Source organism: Hymenobacter coalescens (genome assembly GCF_054783195.1).
Genome location: NZ_BAAGRA010000016.1, coordinates 47,924 through 68,590, shown reverse-complemented (window position 1 = coordinate 68,590; position 20,667 = coordinate 47,924). Strand labels below are relative to the sequence as shown.

Here is a 20,667-nt window from a genome sequence, read left to right as displayed (position 1 = left end):
AGCCTCGATTTCTGGCGCCGAAACCCGACCTTTACCCTGAATTGTCCGCCCGCTGCGGCGGAATTACTAGCTCCCCCATGAAACGCTCCGTTTACCTGCTCGCCGCCACCGCTCTGCTCACCGTTTCGGCCGCGCAGGCGCAAACCAAGGTCAAGACCAAAACCAAGTCGGAATCTACCGGCACCGAAATCAAGTCCAAATCCTCGGCCGAGCCGCTGATTCTGGACGGGGCGGTAAAGCGCGTGGAAACCCTGTCGGGCATCGACATCTTCCCCAAGCCGAACTCCAACTCGGTGCTGCTGAGCTTCACCCAGCAGTTCACCAAGCCCGGCAAGCTCACCATGACCAACTACAAGAAGGCCGTGGTGTACGAGCAGGAGCTTGACCCGGCCACCCACACCGGCGCCCCCGTCGACCTGGGCCACATTCCGGCCGGCACGTACCTGGTAGAAGCCAAAATCGACAACTACCTGTACTGGAAGAAAGTGAACATCAAGTACCCCTCGGCGCCGGTGGCCAAGCGAAAGCGCCGCTAGGGCGCCGTTGCCTCCCCTCGTTGGTCGTCATGCTGAGCCCCGCCTTTCTTCGGTTCGGCGGGGCTCAGCATGACGTTCTTTTCCCCCCCGCTCGCTGCGCCCGGCCGAAATTTTCCTGCTCGCCGCCGCGTTACCTTGCTGCCCGATGACTGATATGAAAAACCTGTCGCTTTCCCGTTTCTGGCGCCCGGTGCTGTGGCTGCTGCCGGTGCTGCTGGCCGCCTTCGCGCCGCCCAAGCTCAAAAAAGTACAGGTGGCCAAGAACCTGACGGTGGCCGTGCCCGCCGACTTTCAGCCCCTGCCCGACGACGCCATTGCCGCCAAGTACCCGGCCGTGCGCAAGCCGCTGGCCGTGTTCAGCAACCCCGCCGGCCGCATCGACTACAGCATTGCCGCCCGCAAGACCACCTTCACCAACAAGGATTACGCCCTGCTGCTGAAGATTTACGAGTCGAAGCTGAAGAGCACCTACTCCAAGGTCGACATCCTCACCCGCGACATCAAGACCGTCAACAAGCGCGACTTCATCGTGCTGGAGTTCGTCTCGACGCTGGGCGACACGCGCCGCGGCCGCGAGATGATGGCCCCGCTGCGCCGCTACGAGCTGATGCAGTACGCCATCGAGGGCGACCAGCAGTACGTGTTTCACTTCCTGAGCCCGGTGGAAGAGCAGGCCCAGTACCAGCCCGTGGCCCAGGCCATCATGCAAAGCGTGGAGCTGAAATAAGCTCGTTGGCCCCGTAAAAGAACAAGCCCCGTTTGGCACTGCCAGGCGGGGCTTGTTCGCGTAGACGAGGCGGCCCTAGAGCTGGTTGTAGGCGCGGATCAGGGCCATGAACCCGTCGCGGTAGGCGTCGCCGACGGGCAGCAGGCGGCCGGCCAGCTGCACCTTGCTGCGCTCCACGTGCTCGATGCGGTTCAAGGCCACCAAGAAGGACTTGTGGATGCGGGCGAAGCGCTGCGGCGGCAGCACCTCCTCCACCCGCCGAAACGACTGCAGCGTCAGGATCTTGCCGCTCTCGGCCGTGTAAATCATCAGGTAATCCTTCATGCCCTCGATGTAGAGGATGTCGTCGAAGGCCACGCGCTGCAGCCGGTGCTCGTTTTTGACGAACATGGCATCCGCCGCCACGGCCGGCGCCGCGGGCCCGGCCTCCAAGGCCGGAGCCGAAACCGGCGCGGCGGGCTCGGGGCCGAAGCTGTGGTAAAGCCGGTTGGCGGCCTGCACGAAGCGCTGAAAGCCGATGGGCTTGAGCAGGTAGTCGGCCACGCCCAGCTCGTAGCCCTGCACGGCATATTGGTCGTAGGCGGTGGTCAGCACGATGCGCGGGCCGCGGCCGGGCGGCAGCAGCTGGGCCAGCTGCATGCCGGTCAGGCCGGGCATCTCGATGTCGAGGAACACCACGTCCACGGGGTTGGCCTGCAGGAAGGCCAGGGCCGACATGGCATCGTGGAAAGTACCGACGAGCTGCAGAAACGGCAGCTGCGCGCAGTAGCGCTGCATGACGGCTGTGGCCAGCGGCTCGTCGTCGACGGCGACGCAGGTGAGGATACGGTTGGGCAATGCCGGGGCAGGTTCCATAGCGGCAAGATAGGGCTAGGCGGTGGCGAAGGCCGGCGCGGCGGGCTGGGGCACCGCGGCCGGGGTCAGCGTCAGCGTCACGTGGTAGTAGTCGGCCGAGTCGTCGACGTGCAGCGCGTGGCGGCCGGGGTACAGCAGCTGCAGGCGGCGGCGCAGGTTGGTGAGGCCCACGCCGCCGGGCTGCGGCGGGCCCGGGCGCGGCGCGCGGCGGCGGTTGCGCACCGAAAACGTCAGCTGCTCGGGGCTGCCCGCCAGCCCCAGCTCGACCACGTGGGGCCGGGCCGTCAGGTCGCCGTGCTTGAAGGCGTTTTCGACCAGCGGCAGCAGCAGCATGGGCGCCACCGGAATATTCGATTCGGCCAGCTCCGGCGCCACCTGGAAGCGCAGCCGCTCGGGGTCGTGGCCGGGCAGGCGCAGCAGGTGCAGGCTCAGGAAGTTCTGCAGGTGCGCCACCTCCTTGCGCAGGGGCACGGTATCGGTGGCCGATTCGTAGAGCAGGTAGCGCATCAGGTCCGCGAGCTGCAGCACGGCGTTGGCGGCGGGGGCATCCACGTCGTCGGCGCTGGCCAGGGAGTAAATGTTGTTGAGCGTGTTGAAGAGGAAGTGCGGGTTGATCTGCGCCTTCAGCAGGCTCAGCTCGGCGGCCAGGTGCTGCTTTTCCAGCTCCTGCCGCTGCCGCTCGGCTTCTTCGCGGCGGCGCTGCTCGTACTGATGGTCGTGGCCCAGCCGCAGGTAGATGCCCAGCAACATCACGATCAAAGCCGCGGGCACGATGTTCTTGCCGGTGGTGGCCCCTGGCTTCACCAGCCCTGCCTCGACTGCGACCTGCCGCGCCCGGTAGCCGGCCCGCAGCCCGGTCATGAACGACTCAGATATGGAACCCTCCTCCACTGCCTTGGGCGTGGCGGGCATGTTCAGCGGCGTCAGGCCCAGGGCCACGTTGGAGCTGTAGCGCACCACGCTCGTGGCGGCTACGGCCAGCAACACCACCAGCAGGAAACGCAGCGGCTGGTGGCGCAGGTGCCGGGGCACCACCACCTTCCAGGTAAAATAAAAAAGCCCCGCGTAGGCAGCTACCGTCAGCACCAGATCGGTAAGCATGAGCGGCCACGACCAGTCCGCGGGCCGGTCGACAAACCAGCGGGTGGCCAGGCGGAGCAGGTTGGTGCCCAGCAGCAGCGCCCACAGCAGCGCGTGGATGCTTACCGGAATGGCCCCCGGCGCGGCCGGCCGCAGCCACCACGCCGCCAGGGAGGTAGCCCCGCGCCTCAGAAATTCAGCCATACACAAGCGTAATGTCAAATTCGGCGGCGGAGAAAATCAGCCCGCACCGCAGCTTTACGAAAGTAACCTGCCGACGCGACCCGGCCCAGGGGAATTCGACTACCCGGCGCCCCAGCCGCCCCAACGGGGCCTGCGGGCACGCCAACGGCCGCGGCGTGGGCCGCACCGGGTTCAGGGGCGCGCGGCCGGCGTTGCCGACGCCCGCGGCGGAGTTAGTCGAAAAGGCCGGCAGCGGCCCGCGTCGCCGGATAGGTTTGCAGCCACATCCCCTAACCGCTCGCCGCTCATGCCTACTCTGCTTCGTTTGCTGCTGCCGTTTTGGCTACTGGCCGGCCTTTCCGCCGGGGCCAGGGCCGGGATAGTGCAGGGGCGGGTAACCGACGCCCAAGGCCAGCCGCTGAGCTTTGCCAACGTGGCCGCCCGCGGCACCGACCGCAGCGCCGCCGCCAACGAGCAGGGCCACTACCAGCTGCGCCTGCCCGCCGGCCCCTACTCGCTCGCCTTTCAGTACGTGGGCTACGCTACCCGGCTGGCAGCGGTGCGCGTGCCGGCCGGCGACTCGGTGCTGGTGCTGGACGTAACGCTGACGGCCGAAAACTACCGCCTGGGCGAAGTGGTGGTGCGCGCCCCGGGCCGCGACCCGGCCTACGAGCTGATCGAGCAGGCCATTGCCTGGCGTCGCTACCACCAGCGCGAGGTAGCCGCCTACCAGGCCCGCGCTTACCTCAAAACCGTGGTCGGGCTGGCCGAAATGCCCACTTCCCTGCTGGGGGCCAAGCTGCCCCCGCCCCCGCCAGGCCTCGACCCGCGGGTGCTGCGCTTGGAGGAAACGGTGTCGGAGCTGCGGTTCCGGCAGCCGGGCCCGGCCCAGGAGCGGGTGGTGTCGACGCGGGTAAGCGGCCGCAGCCAGGAGGTAGGCAACGGCGGCGTGGCGGCCGTGCAAATGGACCTGTACCAGAACCTGCAGCGGGCCAGCTTCGCGCCCCGCGGCATCGTGTCGCCTTTGGCCGACGGGGCCCTGCTTCACTACCGCTACGAGCTGGTGGGCAGCAGCCCCGAGGCTGATCGGCTGATTCACAAGATCCGGGTGACGCCACGCCACGCCCAGGACCCGGCCTATTCGGGCTTCATCTACCTGGTCGATGGCAGCTGGCACCTGCACAGCGTGGCGTTGAGCCTGGACCGCCGCGTGCTCAAGGACCTCGAAAGCCTGCGCGTGGAGCAGCAGTTCATGCCCGCGCCCGGCGCCCCCGAGGTGTGGGTGCGTCAGTCGCAGAAGCTCACGTTCGGCCTTTCGATGCTCGGTTTCAAGGTGCACGGCACCTTCCACGGCGTGTACCTGAGCTACCGCAACGTGGTGCCTACGTTCCCGCGCCCCCAGCCGGCTGCGGCGGCGGCCGCCGCCGCACCGGCCCAGACGCCGCCGGCCCCAGCTACGCCCCCCCGCCGCACCGTCCTGCGGCGGCTCACCCGCCAAGCCGCCCCGACGACCGCCGACGCCGAAGACCTGCGCCCCGGTGAGGTGCGGTGCGTGGAGGTGGGGGCCAACGAGCGGGACGGCGCTTACTGGGATGCACTGCGCCCGGTACCGCTTTCGGCCGACGAGCAGCGTCACCACCGCACCCAGGACAGCCTGGAGCGGCGGCGCCAACAGCCGGCCTACCAGGATTCTTTGGACCGCATCTTCAACCGCTTCCGCCCGCTGTCGGCCGTGGGTGGGGGCTACCGTTACCGCAGCACCCGCCACCAGCGCGAATTCGCCAGCCTGCCCCTGGAGCAACTCCTGCAGTACAATACGGTGGAAGGCGCGGTGCTCCACGCCAGCGGCACCTTCCGGCAGCGCTACCCCGGCGGCCGCAGCCTCACGCTGACGCCCACCCTGCGCTACGGCGAGGCGGCCCAGCTGCTGAGCCCGCACCTGGCCGGTCAGTACCTGCTTCAGCCCCAGCAGCGGCGCACCGTGCACTTCGCCGCCGGCCGGCGCATCCTCGACTTCAACGACCGCACCCAGCTGACGCCGGCTCACAACACGTACTACACGCTCTGGCGCAACGAGAACTACGCCAAGCTCTACCAGCAGGACGCCGTGGCCGCCAGCCTGGGCGGCGAGCTGCTACGCGGGCTGCACCTGCAGGCCGGCCTGAGCTACGCCGACCGCCGGCCGCTGCGCAACCATACCGACCGCCTGTTCTACGACGTGGCCGGCCGCCGCTTCACGCCGAACGAGCCCGTCAGCGCGGAAACGGGCCCCGCGCCCATCACCCGCAGCCAAGCCCTGGTGGCCGAAGCCACGCTGAACTGGCAGCCCGGGCAGCGCTTCCTTACCCTGCCCGAGCGCAAAGTAGTGCTCGGCTCGCGCTACCCTACCCTACACCTGCGCGCCCGCCAGGCCCTGCCTGTGTTCGGGGCCGACGTGCGCTACCTGCTGGCCGAGGCCGGGCTGCGCCACACCCAGCGCCTGGGCCTGCTGGGCCAGAGCACCGTAACGGCCACGGCGGGCGGCTTTTTCGGGCCGCGCCGGCTGCAGTTCATGGACTACCGTCACTTCGCGGGCAACCGACTGCTGCTCACCTCCGATTTCGGGCAGTTTCAGCTGCTCGACTACTACCGCTACAGCACCCACCAGCGCTTTGTGGAGGGCCACTGGCAGCACGCTTTCCAAGGCTTTCTGCTAAACAAAGTACCCGTGCTGCGCCAGCTTAAGCTACAGGAGATGGCCACGTTGCACTACCTCCACACGCCTACCTTGGGCCCGTACGCCGAAGTGGGGGCCGGTCTGCAACGAGACTTTCTGATGTTTCATGCCCGCGCCGACGTGGTCACGACTCTGCTGCCGGGCCAGGCGCGCGAAGCGGGCCTGCGGGTGCGGCTCTGGCGCGACCTATAGGCCCCTGAAACACGAAAATGTGGCCACTAGGCAACTGCCCCCACCAAACGCCTATCTTATCCCCGATTCTTTCAACGCCTCCACCACCTAACCCTTTCCGTGCATGGAACTGCTCATCGAACACCTCTCCAAAACCTACCCCAACGGGACCAAGGCGCTCAACGACGTGTCGTTGCGCATCGAGCCGGGCATGTTCGGCCTGCTGGGCCCGAACGGCGCCGGCAAATCCTCGCTCATGCGCACCATTTCGACCCTGCAGGAAGCCGATTCGGGCTCCATTCAGCTCGGCGACATCGACGTGCTGCGCCAGCCTGAGCGGGTGCGCCAGGTGCTGGGCTACCTGCCGCAGGAGTTTGGCGTGTACCCCAAGGTGACGGCGGCCGAGCTGCTGGAACACTTCGCGGTGCTCAAGGGCATCAGCCACAAGGGCGAGCGGCGGCAGGTGGTGGACGCGCTGCTGCAGCAGACCAACCTCTACCACGTGCGCAACAAGAACCTGGGCGGCTACTCCGGCGGCATGAAGCAGCGCTTCGGCATTGCGCAGGCCTTGCTCGGCAACCCGCGCCTGATCATCGTGGACGAACCCACGGCCGGCCTCGACCCGACGGAACGTAACCGCTTCCACAACCTGCTGGCCGAAATCGGCGAGGACCGCATCGTCATCCTCTCCACCCACATCGTGTCGGACGTGTCGGACCTGTGCCGGCAGTTTGCCATCATCAACAAGGGGCAGGTGCTCTACACCGGCGACCCGCTGCAGGCCATCGAGGAGATGCGCGGACAGATCTGGCGCCGCTCCATCCGCAAGGACGAGCTCAGCAGCTACCAGCAGCAGTTTGCGGTGATTAGCTCGCGCCTGTTCGCCGGCCAGACCATCATCCACGTGCACAGCATCGGCCAGCCCGGCAACGGCTTCGAGGGCGTGGAACCCACGCTGGAAGACGTGTACTTCGCCCGCATCCACGCGGCCGAGCAGGTGGCGGCTAATCAGGCGGTAAAGGCTTAAATCAGCGCGTCAGGCCAGCCAAAGACCTTATCCAGGCCGTCATGCTGAGCTTGTCGAAGCATCTCTACCGCTTCGTCAGATTAGGTATCTGACGTCAGCACGCGAGATTGGCTCCGCCTTCCTGCGGTTCCTCGACTTCGCTCGGAATGACGCTCTGCAGTCTCGGCTGGGGCTTGACAACCAACGACCCCACGACCATGTTCCTGGAAATATTCCTTTTTGAACTGCGGTACCGGCTGAAGCGGCCGGCTACCTACATCTACTTCGGCATCATGGCGCTGATGGCTTTTATAGCCATGATTGCGCTGGGTGGCGCTTTTGGCGGCGGCATCATCATCGGCGACGCTAGCTCGGGCAAGGTACTGGCCAACTCGCCCTACCAGATCAACTGGCTGATGATGGTCATGAGCATGTTTGGGGTGTTTATCACCTCGGCCATGATGGGCACGCCGGTGTACCGCGACTTTGAGCACCGCACCCACTCGCTGTACTACACGGCCCCCATCACCAAGGCCGGCTACCTCGGCGGGCGTTTCCTGGGCTCGTTGCTGGTCACGCTGTTTGTGTTTACGGGTGCCGGCATTGGGGCGTGGCTGGCCACTTATTGGCCCACGCTGCTGCCCGAGAAAATCGGCCCCAACTCCCTCGCCGCGTACGTGCAGCCCTACCTGACAGTGGTGATTCCCAACGTGCTGCTCACCGGGGCGCTGTTCTTCACGGTGGCCACGCTTACGCGCTCGGCCTTGTCCATTTACCTGGGCGGCATCGGCTTCTTCGTGCTGTACTTTATCAGCCAAACCCTGCAGCAGGACGTGGAAAAAGACACCCTGCAAAACCTGCTGGACCCGCTGGGCGGCAGCGCGGTGTACCTCACCCAGCGCTACTGGACCGTAGCCGAGCGCAACAGCATGCTGCTGCCCTGGAGCGAGTACCTGGTGATAAACCGCGCCCTGTGGGTGGGCATCGGGCTGGCGGTGCTGGCCGCGTGCTACTTCGTGTTCCGCTTCTCCTTTGCCAACAACGCCGATTCCGGCCCCCGCCCCAAGCCCACCAAGGCGCTGGGCGTAGCCGAGGTGCCTCAGGGGCTGAAGCTGCCCAAGGTGCAGCCGCTGTTTACCACCGGACTGGCCATCCACCAGCTGGGCCGGCTGTTGCGGTTGGAATTCTTTAGCACGGTACGCAGCGTGTACTTCATCGGCATTGCCGGGGCCGGGGTGCTGTTCCTGATTATGTCGGGGCTGCAGATCGGGAAGATGTACGGCACCAACACCTTCCCCGTAACCCCCGAGGTGGTGAAGGTGCTGGGCGGCACGTTTAGCCTCTTCATGCTCATCATCATCACCTTCTATTCCGGCGAGCTGGTGTGGCGGGAGCGGGATTCGCGGGTAAACCAGATTTACGACGCCATGCCCATGCCGAGCTGGGTGCCGTTTGTGGCCAAGCTAGGCGCGCTCATGCTCATTCAGGTGGTGCTGCTGGTGGTGGTCATGCTCTGCGGCATTTTGCTGCAAACCTTTAAAGGCTACTTCAACTACGAGCTGGATATCTACCTCAAGGAGCTGTTTGGCTTCCGCCTTATTGATTTCTGGCTGATGTGCGTGCTAGCCATGCTGGTGCAGGTGCTGGCCAACAACAAGTACATGGGCCACTTCATCATGGTGCTGTACTACGCCTTCAACCTCTTCAAGGGCCAGATGGGGCTGGAGCACAACCTCTATTCCTACAACTCCGACACCGGCGGCAGCTACTCGGCCATGAACGGCTACGGGCATTTCGTGTGGCCGTACCTCACCTTCAAGGCCTATTGGGCCGCCTTCGCCGTGCTGCTGGCCCTGGCCAGCTCCCTGCTGTGGCCCCGCGGCACCGAAACGCGCTTTTCCTGGCGCTGGATGCAGGCCAAAACCAGCTTCTCGCCCGCCCTGCGGGTGGTAGCAGGCGTGGCTCTGCTGGCCTTCGTGGGCCTGGGCGGCTACATCTACTACAACACCAACGTGCTGAACACCTACCGCACCTCCGACGAGCAGGAGGAGCTGTCGGCGCAGTACGAGAAGGAAATGAAGCGCTACGCCGGCCGTCCGCAGCCGCGCATCACGGCGGTGCTGGTGAATACCGACATCTACCCCGCGGAGCGCGACGTGCACTTCAAAGGCCACTACTGGCTGGTAAACCGCACCCGACAGGCCATCGACTCGGTGCACTTGGTGGGCAGCGACGACGCTGAGGTAAAACAGATGGAACTGAGCCGCCCGGCCAAGCAGGTGTTCCGGAAGGAAATCGGCGGCGTGGAGTACCGCATGCTGCGCCTGCAGCAGCCCCTGCAGCCCGGCGACTCCCTGCAGCTGCTTTTCGACCTGGCCTACACCAACCCGGGCTTCCGCAACTCGGGCTCCAACACCGACATGGTGTACAACGGCACCTTCGTCAACTCGCTGCTGCTGCCCCACATCGGCTACCAAGATGGCGTGGAGCTGAGCGACGACGACATTCGGAAAGAGCAGGGCCTGAAGCCCAAGCCGCGCATGGCGGCCGTGAACGACTCGGCGGCGCGCATGAACACCTACCTCGGCAACGACGCCGACTGGGTGCGCTTCGAAACCACCGTGAGCACCTCGCCCGACCAGATTGCCATTGCGCCGGGCTACCTGCAAAAGGAATGGACCAAAGACGGCCGCCGCTACTTCCACTACAAGATGGACGCGCCCATCCTGAACTTCTACTCCTTCCTCTCGGCCCGCTACGCCGTGTACAAAGACCGGTGGAAGGACATTCCCATTGAAATCTACTACCAGCCCGGCCACGAGTACAACCTCAAGCGTATGGCCACCGGCGTGAAAAAAGGCCTGGAGTACTTCACCACCAACTTCGGCCCCTACCAGCACCGGCAGGTGCGCATCCTGGAATTCCCGGGCTACAATTCCTTCGCGCAGTCGTTCCCGAACACGATTCCGTTCTCGGAAAGCATCGGCTTCATTGCCGACGTGGATTCCACCGACCCCAAGGACATCGACTACCCGCTCTACGTAACGGCCCACGAGGTGGCCCACCAGTGGTTTGCCCACCAGATCATCGGCGGCAACGTGCAGGGCAGCACGCTCATGTCGGAAACGCTGAGTCAGTACAGCGCCCTGATGGTAATGAAGCACCTCTACGGCGAGGAAAAGATGAAGAAGTTCCTGAAGTACGAGCTGAACTCTTACCTGACGGGCCGCACCGCCGAGCGCAAAAAGGAAGTGCCGCTGTACCTGGTCGAAAACCAGCCCTACATCCACTACCGCAAGGGTTCCTTGGTGATGTACGCCCTGCAGGACTACATCGGCGAGCAAAACGTGAACCGCGCCATCCAGGAATACCGCGCCAAAGTGGCCTTCCAGCGCGCCCCGTACACCAACTCGGTGGAGTTCCTGAGCTACCTGCGCAAGCACACGCCCGACTCGCTGCAGTACGTGGTAACCGACCTGTTTGAGAAGATTACGCTCTACGAAAACAAGGTGGACTCAGCCTCTTACCGCAAGCTGCCCAACGGCCAGTACCGGGTGCAGTTCACGGTGGATACCAAGAAGCTCTACGCCGACTCGCTGGGCAACGAAACGCCCGACCTGAAGTCACGCGACCTAATCGACATCGGCGTCATTTCCCGCAAAAAAGGCAAGAACGGCGAGTACCAGGACGTGCCCATGGTGTTGCAGAAGCGCCGCCTGAAGCCCGGCCGCAACCGTATCGAATTCACCGTGCCCCAGAAGCCCGACCGCGTCGGCATCGACCCGCTGAACAAACTGGTGGACCGCAACCCCGACGACAACGTGAAGGCGCCGGAGGAGAAGAAAGCCTAAGCCGACAATCCATCGGTCATGAAAAAGCCCCGCATCGGTCGATGCGGGGCTTTTGTGTTGTTGCGGGGTTCCTACCCGCCGATTTTGCCACCGAAAAACAAACTGGCAAATGAGTATAGTCCGACCAGCACATACCCCACCACTGCCAAGACCAACAACAGCACGATGCCTTGGAGCACGCCCCCGGCGAACCGGCGCTGGCCGCGCACCAACTGCACCACGATGATCAAGGCGTTGGCGGCGGGAAATGCCCACAGCCACTGGACGTCGACGCCAGGCCGGTCTATCAGCAAGAACAGCAGCGCGTTGACAACCATGCCTGTGGCAATGCCACCGGCTTTGCCGTTCCAATCGTATCCCGTGCCGGTTTTGGGCTGCTCCATGCGGCGAAAATAGGCTTTATCGGGCAAGGGCTGGCTGGTTGCCCCTTCCCCTACTAGGTCGGCTATCTTTGCCGCGCCACTGCAGCTGCTTTCCGTGAAACCGTCAACTTCCTCCTTAGCCTACGATGAACGCCTCATGCGCCAGGCCCTGCGCGAAGCCGAGCTGGCCTACGCGGCCGGCGAAATTCCCATCGGGGCGGTGGTGGCCTTCAACGGCACCGGCCAGGTTATCGGGCGCGGCCACAACCAGACCGAGCAACTGCGCGACGTGACGGCCCACGCCGAAATGCTGGCCCTGACGGCGGCCGCCAACTTCCTCGGCAACAAGTATCTGCACGACTGCACGCTGTACGTGACCGTGGAGCCCTGCGTGATGTGCGCCGGGGCCGCGGCCTGGGCGCAGGTGCCACGGGTGGTGTACGGCGCGCCCGAGCCTAAAGTGGGTTATTCGCGCCACGGACAGCTGCTGCACCCGCGCTGCCAGGTGCTGACGGGCGTGCTGGCCACGGAGTGCGCGGCCCTGCTGCAGCGCTTCTTTGCCGAGCGCCGGAAATAGCTACTTTTGGCCGCCGCGCCGGATTTTTTGTAACCCGCGGCCCGCCTCGGCGGTTAGCTTTGCTAACACCCCTTACCCCGCCGCGGGCCGGTACCGGTGGCCCGCCGGTCTTTCCTTCCATCCAATCACCCTCCTTACCCAAACCGCTATGGCCTTCGAACTGCCCCAGCTGCCCTACGCTTACGATGCCCTGGAACCCCACATCGACGCCAAGACGATGGAAATCCACCACACCAAGCATCACCAGGCTTACGTCACCAACCTGAACAACGCCATTGCCGGCACGGACATGGAAAATCAGTCGTTGGAGGCCATCATGCACAACATCGCCAAGGCCCCGGCCGCGGTGCGTAACAACGGCGGCGGCCACTGGAACCACTCGCTGTTCTGGACCATCATGGGCCCCAACGGCGGCGGTGAGCCCACCGGCCCCATCGCCGAAGCCATCCAGAAGACCTTCGGCGGCTACGACAAGTTCAAGGAGGAATTCACCAAGGCCGCCACCACCCGCTTCGGCTCCGGCTGGGCCTGGCTCTGCCGCATGTCCGACGGCAACCTGCAGATCTGCTCCACCCCCAACCAGGACAACCCGCTGATGCCCGACGCGGGCTGCAAGGGCATCCCGGTGCTCGGCCTCGACGTGTGGGAGCACGCCTACTACCTGAACTACCAGAACCGCCGCCCCGACTACATTCAGGCGTTCTACAACGTGATTAACTGGGACGAGGTGAACCGCCGCTACCAGGAGGCCGCGCAGGCCTAGGCCCCCGCTATTATCCCCTTCTAGCTTCAGTAAAAGCCCCGTACGGCACCGTGCGGGGCTTTTTGTTGGCCCCGGAGGCGGCACGGGGCCGACGTTTGCCACTGCGGAAAACTTGTATCTTTATGGGCTTAATCATTCCCATTCCCCTCCCAACAACACCCGCATGAGTACTAAGCTTCGCCTCACCATCCTGAGCTTTCTCCAGTTTTTCATCTGGGGCTCGTGGCTGATAACCATCGGGGCGTACTGGTTTCAAACCAAGGAGTGGTCGGGGGCCCAGTTCGGGGCCATCTTCTCCACCATGGGCATTGCGTCCATTTTCATGCCCTCGCTCATGGGCATCGTGGCCGATAAATGGGTGAATGCCGAGAAGCTCTACGGCGTGCTGCACATCCTGGGCGGCCTGGTGCTGGTGACCATTCCCTTGGTCAATGACCCAGGCATGTTCTTCTGGGTGATTCTGCTGAACATGATTTTTTACATGCCCACGCTGGCGCTGAGCATTGCCGTATCGTACTCGGTGCTCAAGCGCGAGGGCCTCGACGTGGTGAAGGACTACCCGCCCATCCGCGTGTGGGGCACCGTGGGCTTCGTGGTGGCCATGTGGACGGTGAGCCTGCTGGGCTTCGAGAAGTCGGCCAACCAATTCTACGTCGCCGCCGGCGCGGCCCTGCTGCTGGGCGTGTACTCCTTTACCCTGCCCAAGTGCCCGCCGCCCTCCAAGGATACGCCGAGCCGCTCCCTGGTCGACGTGCTGGGCCTGAAGTCCTTCGCCCTGCTGCGCGACACGAAGATGCTCACGTTCTTCCTGTTCGCCATGCTGCTGGGTGCGGCCTTGCAGCTCACCAACGCCTACGGCGACACCTTCCTCCACGATTTTGACAAGGTGCCGGCTTACCAAGACACGTTCGCGGTGAAGTACCCGGCCATCATCATGTCCATCTCGCAGATTTCCGAAACGCTGTTCATCCTCGCCATTCCCTTTTTCCTGCGCCGCTTCGGCATCAAGCAGGTGATGCTGTTCAGCATGATTGCCTGGGTGCTGCGCTTCGGCCTGCTGGCCTACGGCACGCCCGACAGCCCCGGCATCTGGCTGATCATCCTCTCGTGCATCGTGTACGGCATGGCCTTCGACTTCTTCAACATCTCCGGCTCCCTGTTCGTGGAGACGCAGACGGCCCCGTCCATCCGCGCCTCGGCCCAGGGCCTGTTCATGATGATGACCAACGGCTTCGGCGCGGTGCTCGGCAGCCTGGTCAGCGGTATCGTCATCGAGCGGTACTTCACCCTGGCCGACCAGAGCAAGGACTGGCAGGGCATCTGGCTGGCCTTCGCGGGCTACGCGCTGGTTATTGCCGTGCTGTTCGTGGTGCTCTTCAAGCACAAGCACGACCCGCAGGCCGCGCGCGAAGACGCGCCGGCCGAGCCGCTGCTCAGCGTGGAACAAGCCTAGCAGCACGGCCCTTGGCCGCTTCCGCACCGCACCGCGCCGCCGGTCCCGCCAAAAAAGCGAGGGCCGGCGGCGCGACCGTTTTTTCTGGCTTACTTTATCGTCTATGCCCGACGCTCTACCCGCTGCTGCCCTGGCCGTGCCGCCCGCTCCTCCCGTGGCGGCCACCTTTGATCTGATGCACTACTTCGTGCCGGTGGCCTGGTTTTTCCAGACATTTGGCCGGCAGCCGCGCAAGCTGATGATTCAGCTCTCGGGCGCCGAGGCCCGCCAGCAGGTGCTCACCGCCCTGGCCGAACGCTACGACCTGGAAGCCGCCACGGTGGCCCACGCGGTGTACATCGAAAAGCCCGACCAGGAGCCCGAAATCAACGTGCTGGCCCTGTTGCTGGCCCCGCACCTGCTGCTGGTGTTTCAGGACCGCGGCCCCTACGGTGACCGGGGTGCCAACGTGTACTACTCCGCTCAGACCGACGCCACGGCCCTGGCGCAGGTGCGCGAGTTGCTGACCACCCACCTCGAAACCGGCACCCAGGAGCGGCAGCGCCTCCACGTGCTGCGCCTCGCCAGCAGCGACCTGGAATTCACCCCGCTCACCATCAAGGTTCCGACGCTGAACCTGGCCACGCATTACAACGACGACCTGCTGCCCGTGCACGACACCATCGTGCGCCGCCTGCAGCAGACCCAGGACAAGGGCATCGTCATCCTGCACGGCCCGCCCGGCACGGGCAAAACCAGCTACATCCGCCACCTCTGCGGCCTCACCGACAAGCCCAAGCTGTTTATCCCGCCCAACCTGGCGGCCCGCATCGCCGATCCGGAGTTTATCAACCTGCTCCACGACAACACCAACTCCATCCTCATCATTGAGGACGCGGAAGCGCTGCTGCTTAAGCGCGACGGCGGCCACGGTGGCCCCAGCGCCGTCAGCAACCTGCTGAATCTATCCGATGGGCTGCTGGCCGATTGCTTCCACATCCAGATTGTGTGTACCTTCAACACGGACCTCTCGCGCATCGACAGCGCGCTGCTGCGCAAGGGGCGCTTGATTGCGGCCTACCAGTTTCAGCCGCTCGCCGTGGCCAAAGCCCAAGCCTTAGCCGGCAGCCTCGGCCAAGCAAGCCCGCTGACCGAACCAACCTCTTTGGCCGACATCTACAACCGAGAGGAGTTGGCGTTTGAAGTAGGTGGAACCGGCAAACGGATCGGTTTCGGCGCCCACAGCTAAGCTCGTCGGTATAAAATCAGTATACATCAGGTATAAAATCAGCATAAACAAAAGCCGCTCTGCAGCATGCAGAGCGGCTTTTTAAATAATCCGGGGGATTCAGCAGCCTGCTTTTTGGCTATTGACCGCTTCGGGCTAGAACTGCTCGTCCGGGCCGAAAAAGAAATTGCCTTCGATCTGAGCGTTTTCATCGGAGTCCGAGCCGTGCACGGCGTTGGCTTCGATGCTCTTCGCGTACTTCTTGCGGATGGTGCCTTCCTCGGCCTGGGCCGGGTTGGTAGCACCGATCAGCGTGCGGAAATCCGCCACGGCGTTGTCCTTCTCCAGGATGGCCGCCACGATCGGGCCCGACGACATGTATTTCACCAGGTCGCCGTAGAAGGGGCGCTCCTTGTGCACGGCGTAGAATTCGCCGGCGCGCTCGGCCGTCAGCAGGGTTTTCTTCAGCGCGACGATGCGGAAGCCACCAGCCTCGATCATGCTCAGGATGCCACCGATGTGGTTTTCCTGGGTGGCGTCGGGCTTAATCATCGTGAACGTGCGGTTCGTTGCCATGTCTTTGCGGGGTGTAGTTAGCGCCCTTGGCCAGCGGGGCCAAACGGCGGCGAAGAATTTCTTTTTGCGGGCGCAAAAGTAGGAGTTTATGCGTGATTCGGAGTGGAAAAAGCCGGCGCGTGAGCGGGTGGGCCGGACGGCTGGTCCCGACCCGACCCGCCGTCGATCCGGGCAAATGCCGCTCCTCGGGGCCGCAGCCCGGCGCCGAACCGGCTTTGCCGGGCAAGCAGATGCGCTTTCCGGAAGGCCACCTGGCGCAGGTCCGATTCCTGAATCGACTACCTTCGAACCGAAAAGCCCCCGCTCAATGTTGGGGCCGAGAACAAGTTTGGGAATTGTTCCCGAAATTCGCCCCCTTGCAAGCCCTGTAAGGGCCGCAAAGTCAGTCACCTATCAGCCGGCAATGCACGACGTCACGGCGCTGAAAGAGCTTCTGCGGGAGCCTCGGCGCATTTTCATTACCACCCACCACAAACCCGACGCCGACGCCCTCGGCTCGTCGCTGGGTCTGGCGGGCTACCTGCGCAAAAAGGGCCACCACGTGACGGTGGTCACTCCATCCGACTACCCCGACTTCCTGAGCTGGATGCCCGGCAACGACACGGTAGTGGTGCACGAGCCCGGCCGCAACGACCGGCGCGTGCAGGAAATCATTCAACAGGCCGATGTGCTCTTCTGCCTGGATTTTTCGGCCCTGAGCCGCATTCACGAGTTGGGCGAGTACGTGCGCCGCTCCCCGGCCACCAAGGTGCTCATCGACCACCACGAGCAACCGGAGCCCTTCGCCGACCTGGCCTTTTCCTTTCCCTCGGCGGCGGCCACGGCCGAGCTGGTGTTTGAAATCATCCGCGACCTGGGCGACCAGGCGCTGATTACCCCGGAAATCGGCGAGTGCCTCTACGCGGGCATCATGACGGACACGGGCTCCTTCCGCCACCCCAGCACCTCGCGCAACGTGCACATGATCATTGCCGAGCTGCTCGACGCGGGCATCAACCTCTCGGCGGTGCACCGGCGCATCTACGACTCGCACTCCGAGGAGCGGTTGCGCTTCCTGGGCTTCGTGCTCAAGGACAAGCTGACGGTGCTGCGCGAGTACAACACGGCCTACATCGCCATTACGGCCGACGAGCTGAAGCAGTACCACTCCAAAACCGGCGACACCGAAGGCCTCGTGAACTTTGCCCTCAGCATCGAGGGCATCGTGTTTGCCGCCATCCTGATCGACCGCGTGCAATCCGTCAAAATCTCGTTCCGCTCGGTGGGCGACTTCTCGGTGAGCGAGTTTTCGCGCCGGCACTTCAACGGCGGCGGCCACCACAACGCGGCCGGCGGCATTAGCTACGAGTCGCTGGAGCCCACCGTGCAGAAGTTCCTGAGCCTGCTGCCCGACTACCAGGCCCAACTGGTGACGGCCCCGCTCACCGTCTGACGCCGCCCGGCGCTCCGCGGCTTGGGGCCGCCTCGTCGGTTAGCTCCGCCCACCTGGGGTTGTCTCACTCCTGCCGCTCTCCGTTATCTTGCCCTGCATTTTCTCTCTTTTTCTCTTTCATGCTCCGCAATTCCCTTCTTCTGTGGCCGGCCTTGGTGGCCAGTGCCGTCGGTCTGAACGCCTGCAACCAGGCCAACGCCAACTTTGCCAAGACCAAGTCGGGCATCGAATACAAAGTATTTAACAAGGAAGGCAAGGCGCGCGACGTCAAGCCCGAAACGGCCGCCACCGACTACAAGAAGTACGAAGGCCAGATCATCGCCCTGCACGTGGAGTACCGCACGGCCAAGGATTCGGTGCTGTTCCAGTCGCGCAAGCAGCAGATGGGCTACCCCGTACGCGTGCCGCTGCAGGCCGTGACCCGCAAGGGCGGCCTGGAAGAGGCTATTTCGCTGCTCCAGCCCGGCGACTCGGGCGTGTTCCGCTTCAACGCCGATACGCTCTCCATCAAGACCACCGGCCAGCCGGCCCCGCCGCAGATCAAGAAGCACGGCAACACGATGACGCTGTTCGTGAAGGTAGCCGCCATCCAGAGCCAGGCCGAAGCCCAGGCCGCCCAGCAGGCCGACCAGCAGGCTGCCATGGCCAAAATGAAGCAGCACGAGGACGCGCAAAAGCCCCTGGACGATAAAATCATTCAGGAGTACGTGCAGAAGAACAACCTGAAAGCGCAAAAAACGCCCACCGGCCTCTACTACGTGGTGACGCAGCCCGGCACCGGCCCCAAGCCCAAGCAGGGCGAGAGCGTGGCCGTGCAGTACCGCGGCACCACCCTCGACGGCAAGGAGTTCGACTCCTCGGCCAAGGGCAACGGCGGCAAGCCGATTGAATTCCCGCTGGGCGTAGGCGCCGTGATTCCCGGCTGGGACGAAGGCATCAGCCTGCTCAGCAAAGGCACCAAGGCCATCTTCCTGATTCCCTCGGGCATGGCCTACGGCCAGCGCGGTGCCGGCGCCGACATCAAGCCCGATGCTGTGCTGCGCTTCGACGTGGAGCTGGTCGACATCAAGCCGGCTCCCCCCGCACCGCCCGCAGGCATGATGCCGGGCGGCATGCCGCAGGGTGCGCCCCAAGGCCGCTAAACCCGTATCTTTACCTTCGGTTCTGATGCAACCCGCCGGCGGGCGGCCGGCTCTTCCAGTAGTCGGCCGCCCGCCGCTTTTTTTCTTCTTCTCTATGCGTACTGCTCCTGCCTTCGCCCGTTTTCGCCCTTTGCTGTGGGCTCTGCTGCCGCTGTTTTTGCTGCTCGGCGCCTGCAATGACGACTCTACCGACTCCCGCAAGCAGCTGGAAAAGCTCATCGCCGAGCAAAAGGTAAAGGATGATGCCGCCATCAAGGCCTACCTGCAAACCAACAACATCACGAACTTTGAGCAGAAGGAATCGGGCCTGTACATCATCCGCCTGAATACGCCCGGCACCGGCCCCATGCCCGTAGCCGGCAACCAGGTGGAGGCGCGCTACATCGGCCGCTTCCTGAGCACGGGCCTGCGCTTTGATGCGTCCATCGACAACGGTTCGCCCCGGGGCAGCGCCGTCTTCGTGGTGGGTGGCGTTATCGAGGGCTGGAACGAGGTGCTTAAGACCATGCACAAAGGCGACAAGGTGACCATTCTGGTACCCTCGCACCTGGGCTACGGCTACACCGGCACCCAGGACGGCCGCATTCCGGGCTTCACGCCGCTCATCTTCGATATCGAGCTGCTGGAAGTGCTGCCCTAGCGTCCCCAGGCTCCGCACGGGCCTTCGGATATTGCCAACGCGGGCCTTGCGCAAGGCCCGCGTTTTTTTGTGGGCCGCCATGCGGGTCTTGGGGCCCGGCCAGCCCGTTTATTTTCGCCTTGCTATGTTCGCTACCCTTCTTTTCGTTGCCCTGCTGGGCGGCCCGCCGTCCGAGGGCACCTTGTCCGTTGCAGCCGATACGCTGCGCACTGCCGGCGGCGTGCGCTACGTGCTGCGCGCGCCGGGGCAGGGGCCCGTGGCCGGGCCCAAGGGCGCCGTGCGCGTGCACTACACCGGTTTTTTGCCCAACGGCAAGTTCTTCGATTCCTCCGCCACCGATGGGCGTCCCCTGCGCGTGCGCCTGGGCCGCGGCGAGGTCATTCCGGGCTGGGAGGAGCTGCTACCGCTGCTGGCGCAGGGCGCCCGGGTGTGGGCGCGGGTGCCGGCGCAGCTGGCCTACGGCGCCAAGGGCGTGACTGACCCCATGGACGACACTAAGTACCGCATTCCGCCCGACACGGACCTGGTCTTCGAATTGGAAATGGTGAAGGTGAATTGATCGGCCGGCCGAAGCGTTAATAATCAGCGGCTTCGGCCGGTTTTCTTTCGGGGTAACGCTGCCTTCCGGGGCTAGGACTGAGGCACCGGCTTGAAAAAACCGCCCCCGGCGGCGTAACTTCGGATTTCTTATCTGCCCGCTTTTTCGCCTGCGCATGTTTATTGAACCCCGTGTCGGCAATGGCCGCGAGTTGCCCCGCCGGGGCTGGATTGAGGTGGTGGTCGGCTCGATGTTCTCGGGCAAAACCGAGGAGCTGATCCGGCGCCTGAACCGGGCCAAAATTGCCCGCCAGCGGGTCGAAATCTTCAAGCCGGCGCTCGATACGCGCTACCACGCCGAGGATGTGGTGTCGCACAACGCCACCAGCATCCGCTCCACGCCCATTGCCTTTCCCCAGGAAATGCTGCTGCCCGCCAGCAGCTGCGACGTGGTGGGCATCGACGAAGCCCAGTTCTTCGACGCCTCCCTGGTGGAGGTGTGCAACCAACTGGCCAACCACGGCGTGCGCGTCATCGTGGCCGGGCTCGACATGGATTACCTGGGCCAGCCCTTTGGCCCGATGCCGCAGCTGCTGGCCGTGGCCGAGTACGTGACCAAGGTGCACGCCGTGTGCGTGTGCTGCGGCGACATTGCCACGTACTCCTTCCGCAAGGCCGCCTCGGCCGAGCAGGTGCTGCTGGGCGAGACCGACTCGTACGAGGCCCGCTGCCGCCACTGCTTCCTCGAAGGCCAGCAGGAAAAGGCTATCCACGACGTGGCCCTGCCCCAGGCCGCCAAGCACTAATTGCTCCCGCGGCGCGTTATCAGCGCACTCTTACCTTGTGAATTCGT

18 protein-coding genes are annotated in these 20,667 nt (G+C 64.3%); 14 read left to right on the top strand and 4 right to left on the bottom strand.

What is annotated here, in order from left to right; translation table 11 throughout:
• Window positions 1-77 precede the first annotated feature (77 nt).
• Both ACYVKQ_RS11720 and ACYVKQ_RS11715 read left to right on the top strand, forming a co-directional pair.
• Window positions 78-536, top strand: coding sequence for a hypothetical protein (locus ACYVKQ_RS11720; RefSeq protein WP_460675521.1), 459 nt, complete (start codon window positions 78-80; stop codon window positions 534-536).
• A gap of 145 nt (window positions 537-681) precedes the next feature.
• Entirely contained in the window at window positions 682-1,263 is a 582-nt protein-coding gene (locus ACYVKQ_RS11715; protein WP_460675520.1) for a hypothetical protein, read from the top strand.
• A gap of 75 nt (window positions 1,264-1,338) precedes the next feature.
• Here the strand turns inward: ACYVKQ_RS11715 and ACYVKQ_RS11710 are convergent, their stop codons facing one another.
• Together ACYVKQ_RS11710 and ACYVKQ_RS11705 are read right to left on the bottom strand one after the other, a co-directional pair.
• Window positions 1,339-2,118 (bottom strand): LytR/AlgR family response regulator transcription factor, encoded by a 780-nt coding sequence (locus ACYVKQ_RS11710; RefSeq protein ID WP_460675519.1) that lies wholly within the window; start codon window positions 2,116-2,118, stop codon window positions 1,339-1,341.
• A gap of 15 nt (window positions 2,119-2,133) precedes the next feature.
• Complete coding sequence (locus ACYVKQ_RS11705; protein ID WP_460675518.1) at window positions 2,134-3,402, bottom strand: sensor histidine kinase; 1,269 nt, start codon at window positions 3,400-3,402, stop codon at window positions 2,134-2,136.
• A gap of 286 nt (window positions 3,403-3,688) precedes the next feature.
• Here ACYVKQ_RS11705 and ACYVKQ_RS11700 point away from each other — a divergent pair, with 286 nt between their 5' ends.
• The 3 genes from ACYVKQ_RS11700 to ACYVKQ_RS11690 all read left to right on the top strand — a co-directional run bounded on the left by ACYVKQ_RS11700 (window position 3,689) and on the right by ACYVKQ_RS11690 (window position 11,125).
• Complete coding sequence (locus ACYVKQ_RS11700) at window positions 3,689-6,289, top strand: DUF5686 and carboxypeptidase regulatory-like domain-containing protein (protein ID WP_460675517.1); 2,601 nt, start codon at window positions 3,689-3,691, stop codon at window positions 6,287-6,289.
• 103 nt (window positions 6,290-6,392) lie between these two features.
• Window positions 6,393-7,295, top strand: coding sequence for an ABC transporter ATP-binding protein (locus ACYVKQ_RS11695; protein ID WP_460675516.1), 903 nt, complete (start codon window positions 6,393-6,395; stop codon window positions 7,293-7,295).
• 146 nt (window positions 7,296-7,441) lie between these two features.
• On the top strand, window positions 7,442-11,125 hold the full coding sequence (locus ACYVKQ_RS11690; RefSeq protein WP_460675515.1) for a M1 family aminopeptidase: 3,684 nt from the start codon (window positions 7,442-7,444) through the stop codon (window positions 11,123-11,125).
• A gap of 71 nt (window positions 11,126-11,196) precedes the next feature.
• Here the strand turns inward: ACYVKQ_RS11690 and ACYVKQ_RS11685 are convergent, their stop codons facing one another.
• Entirely contained in the window at window positions 11,197-11,535 is a 339-nt protein-coding gene (locus ACYVKQ_RS11685; protein ID WP_460675514.1) for a hypothetical protein, read from the bottom strand.
• 109 nt (window positions 11,536-11,644) lie between these two features.
• Here ACYVKQ_RS11685 and ACYVKQ_RS11680 point away from each other — a divergent pair, with 109 nt between their 5' ends.
• The 4 genes from ACYVKQ_RS11680 (at window position 11,645) to ACYVKQ_RS11665 (ending at window position 15,508) form a co-directional block, all read left to right on the top strand.
• Window positions 11,645-12,064: a nucleoside deaminase gene (locus tag ACYVKQ_RS11680; RefSeq protein ID WP_460676074.1), complete on the top strand. Its 420-nt coding sequence runs from the start codon at window positions 11,645-11,647 to the stop codon at window positions 12,062-12,064.
• A gap of 148 nt (window positions 12,065-12,212) precedes the next feature.
• Window positions 12,213-12,827 carry a superoxide dismutase gene (locus tag ACYVKQ_RS11675; RefSeq protein ID WP_460675513.1) on the top strand — a complete coding sequence of 205 codons (615 nt, stop codon included), beginning with the start codon at window positions 12,213-12,215 and terminating at the stop codon, window positions 12,825-12,827.
• A 163-nt stretch (window positions 12,828-12,990) separates the two neighbouring features.
• On the top strand, window positions 12,991-14,280 hold the full coding sequence (locus ACYVKQ_RS11670) for a nucleoside permease (RefSeq protein WP_460675512.1): 1,290 nt from the start codon (window positions 12,991-12,993) through the stop codon (window positions 14,278-14,280).
• Between the two features lie 103 nt (window positions 14,281-14,383).
• A complete protein-coding gene (locus ACYVKQ_RS11665; RefSeq protein WP_460675511.1) occupies window positions 14,384-15,508 on the top strand; it encodes an AAA family ATPase in 1,125 nt (374 codons plus the stop codon).
• 135 nt (window positions 15,509-15,643) lie between these two features.
• Here ACYVKQ_RS11665 and ACYVKQ_RS11660 read toward each other — a convergent pair whose 3' ends face one another.
• The gene (locus ACYVKQ_RS11660) at window positions 15,644-16,063 is read right to left on the bottom strand and encodes a nucleoside-diphosphate kinase (protein WP_460675510.1); all 420 of its coding nucleotides are present in this window, start codon (window positions 16,061-16,063) and stop codon (window positions 15,644-15,646) included.
• A 403-nt stretch (window positions 16,064-16,466) separates the two neighbouring features.
• On the opposite strand from ACYVKQ_RS11660, the gene ACYVKQ_RS11655 reads away from it, so the two are divergent.
• The 5 genes from ACYVKQ_RS11655 to ACYVKQ_RS11635 all read left to right on the top strand — a co-directional run bounded on the left by ACYVKQ_RS11655 (window position 16,467) and on the right by ACYVKQ_RS11635 (window position 20,620).
• Window positions 16,467-17,495 carry a DHH family phosphoesterase gene (locus ACYVKQ_RS11655; protein WP_460675509.1) on the top strand — a complete coding sequence of 343 codons (1,029 nt, stop codon included), beginning with the start codon at window positions 16,467-16,469 and terminating at the stop codon, window positions 17,493-17,495.
• Between the two features lie 119 nt (window positions 17,496-17,614).
• Window positions 17,615-18,637 carry an FKBP-type peptidyl-prolyl cis-trans isomerase gene (locus tag ACYVKQ_RS11650; RefSeq protein ID WP_460675508.1) on the top strand — a complete coding sequence of 341 codons (1,023 nt, stop codon included), beginning with the start codon at window positions 17,615-17,617 and terminating at the stop codon, window positions 18,635-18,637.
• A gap of 94 nt (window positions 18,638-18,731) precedes the next feature.
• Entirely contained in the window at window positions 18,732-19,277 is a 546-nt protein-coding gene (locus ACYVKQ_RS11645; RefSeq protein ID WP_460675507.1) for an FKBP-type peptidyl-prolyl cis-trans isomerase, read from the top strand.
• Between the two features lie 124 nt (window positions 19,278-19,401).
• Window positions 19,402-19,836, top strand: a complete 435-nt coding sequence (locus tag ACYVKQ_RS11640) for an FKBP-type peptidyl-prolyl cis-trans isomerase (protein WP_460675506.1) — start codon at window positions 19,402-19,404, stop codon at window positions 19,834-19,836.
• Between the two features lie 154 nt (window positions 19,837-19,990).
• A complete protein-coding gene (locus ACYVKQ_RS11635) occupies window positions 19,991-20,620 on the top strand; it encodes a thymidine kinase (protein ID WP_460675505.1) in 630 nt (209 codons plus the stop codon).
• The last annotated feature ends 47 nt before the right edge of the window (window positions 20,621-20,667 follow it).

Excerpts from the sequence above, each read along its gene's own strand:
- ACYVKQ_RS11650 (WP_460675508.1), top strand. The coding sequence starts at position 17,615 with ATGCTCCGCAATTCCCTTCTTCTGTGGCCGGCCTTGGTGGCCAGTGCC.
- ACYVKQ_RS11715 (WP_460675520.1), top strand. The coding sequence starts at position 682 with ATGACTGATATGAAAAACCTGTCGCTTTCCCGTTTCTGGCGCCCGGTG.
- ACYVKQ_RS11690 (WP_460675515.1), top strand. The coding sequence starts at position 7,442 with ATGACGCTCTGCAGTCTCGGCTGGGGCTTGACAACCAACGACCCCACG.
- ACYVKQ_RS11645 (WP_460675507.1), top strand. The coding sequence starts at position 18,732 with ATGCGTACTGCTCCTGCCTTCGCCCGTTTTCGCCCTTTGCTGTGGGCT.
- ACYVKQ_RS11705 (WP_460675518.1), bottom strand. The coding sequence starts at position 3,402 with ATGGCTGAATTTCTGAGGCGCGGGGCTACCTCCCTGGCGGCGTGGTGG.
- ACYVKQ_RS11655 (WP_460675509.1), top strand. The coding sequence starts at position 16,467 with ATGCACGACGTCACGGCGCTGAAAGAGCTTCTGCGGGAGCCTCGGCGC.
- ACYVKQ_RS11720 (WP_460675521.1), top strand. The coding sequence starts at position 78 with ATGAAACGCTCCGTTTACCTGCTCGCCGCCACCGCTCTGCTCACCGTT.
- ACYVKQ_RS11675 (WP_460675513.1), top strand. The coding sequence starts at position 12,213 with ATGGCCTTCGAACTGCCCCAGCTGCCCTACGCTTACGATGCCCTGGAA.
- ACYVKQ_RS11660 (WP_460675510.1), bottom strand. The coding sequence starts at position 16,063 with ATGGCAACGAACCGCACGTTCACGATGATTAAGCCCGACGCCACCCAG.
- ACYVKQ_RS11710 (WP_460675519.1), bottom strand. The coding sequence starts at position 2,118 with ATGGAACCTGCCCCGGCATTGCCCAACCGTATCCTCACCTGCGTCGCC.
- ACYVKQ_RS11640 (WP_460675506.1), top strand. The coding sequence starts at position 19,402 with ATGTTCGCTACCCTTCTTTTCGTTGCCCTGCTGGGCGGCCCGCCGTCC.
- ACYVKQ_RS11680 (WP_460676074.1), top strand. The coding sequence starts at position 11,645 with ATGCGCCAGGCCCTGCGCGAAGCCGAGCTGGCCTACGCGGCCGGCGAA.
- ACYVKQ_RS11665 (WP_460675511.1), top strand. The coding sequence starts at position 14,384 with ATGCCCGACGCTCTACCCGCTGCTGCCCTGGCCGTGCCGCCCGCTCCT.
- ACYVKQ_RS11695 (WP_460675516.1), top strand. The coding sequence starts at position 6,393 with ATGGAACTGCTCATCGAACACCTCTCCAAAACCTACCCCAACGGGACC.
- ACYVKQ_RS11635 (WP_460675505.1), top strand. The coding sequence starts at position 19,991 with ATGTTTATTGAACCCCGTGTCGGCAATGGCCGCGAGTTGCCCCGCCGG.
- ACYVKQ_RS11670 (WP_460675512.1), top strand. The coding sequence starts at position 12,991 with ATGAGTACTAAGCTTCGCCTCACCATCCTGAGCTTTCTCCAGTTTTTC.
- ACYVKQ_RS11700 (WP_460675517.1), top strand. The coding sequence starts at position 3,689 with ATGCCTACTCTGCTTCGTTTGCTGCTGCCGTTTTGGCTACTGGCCGGC.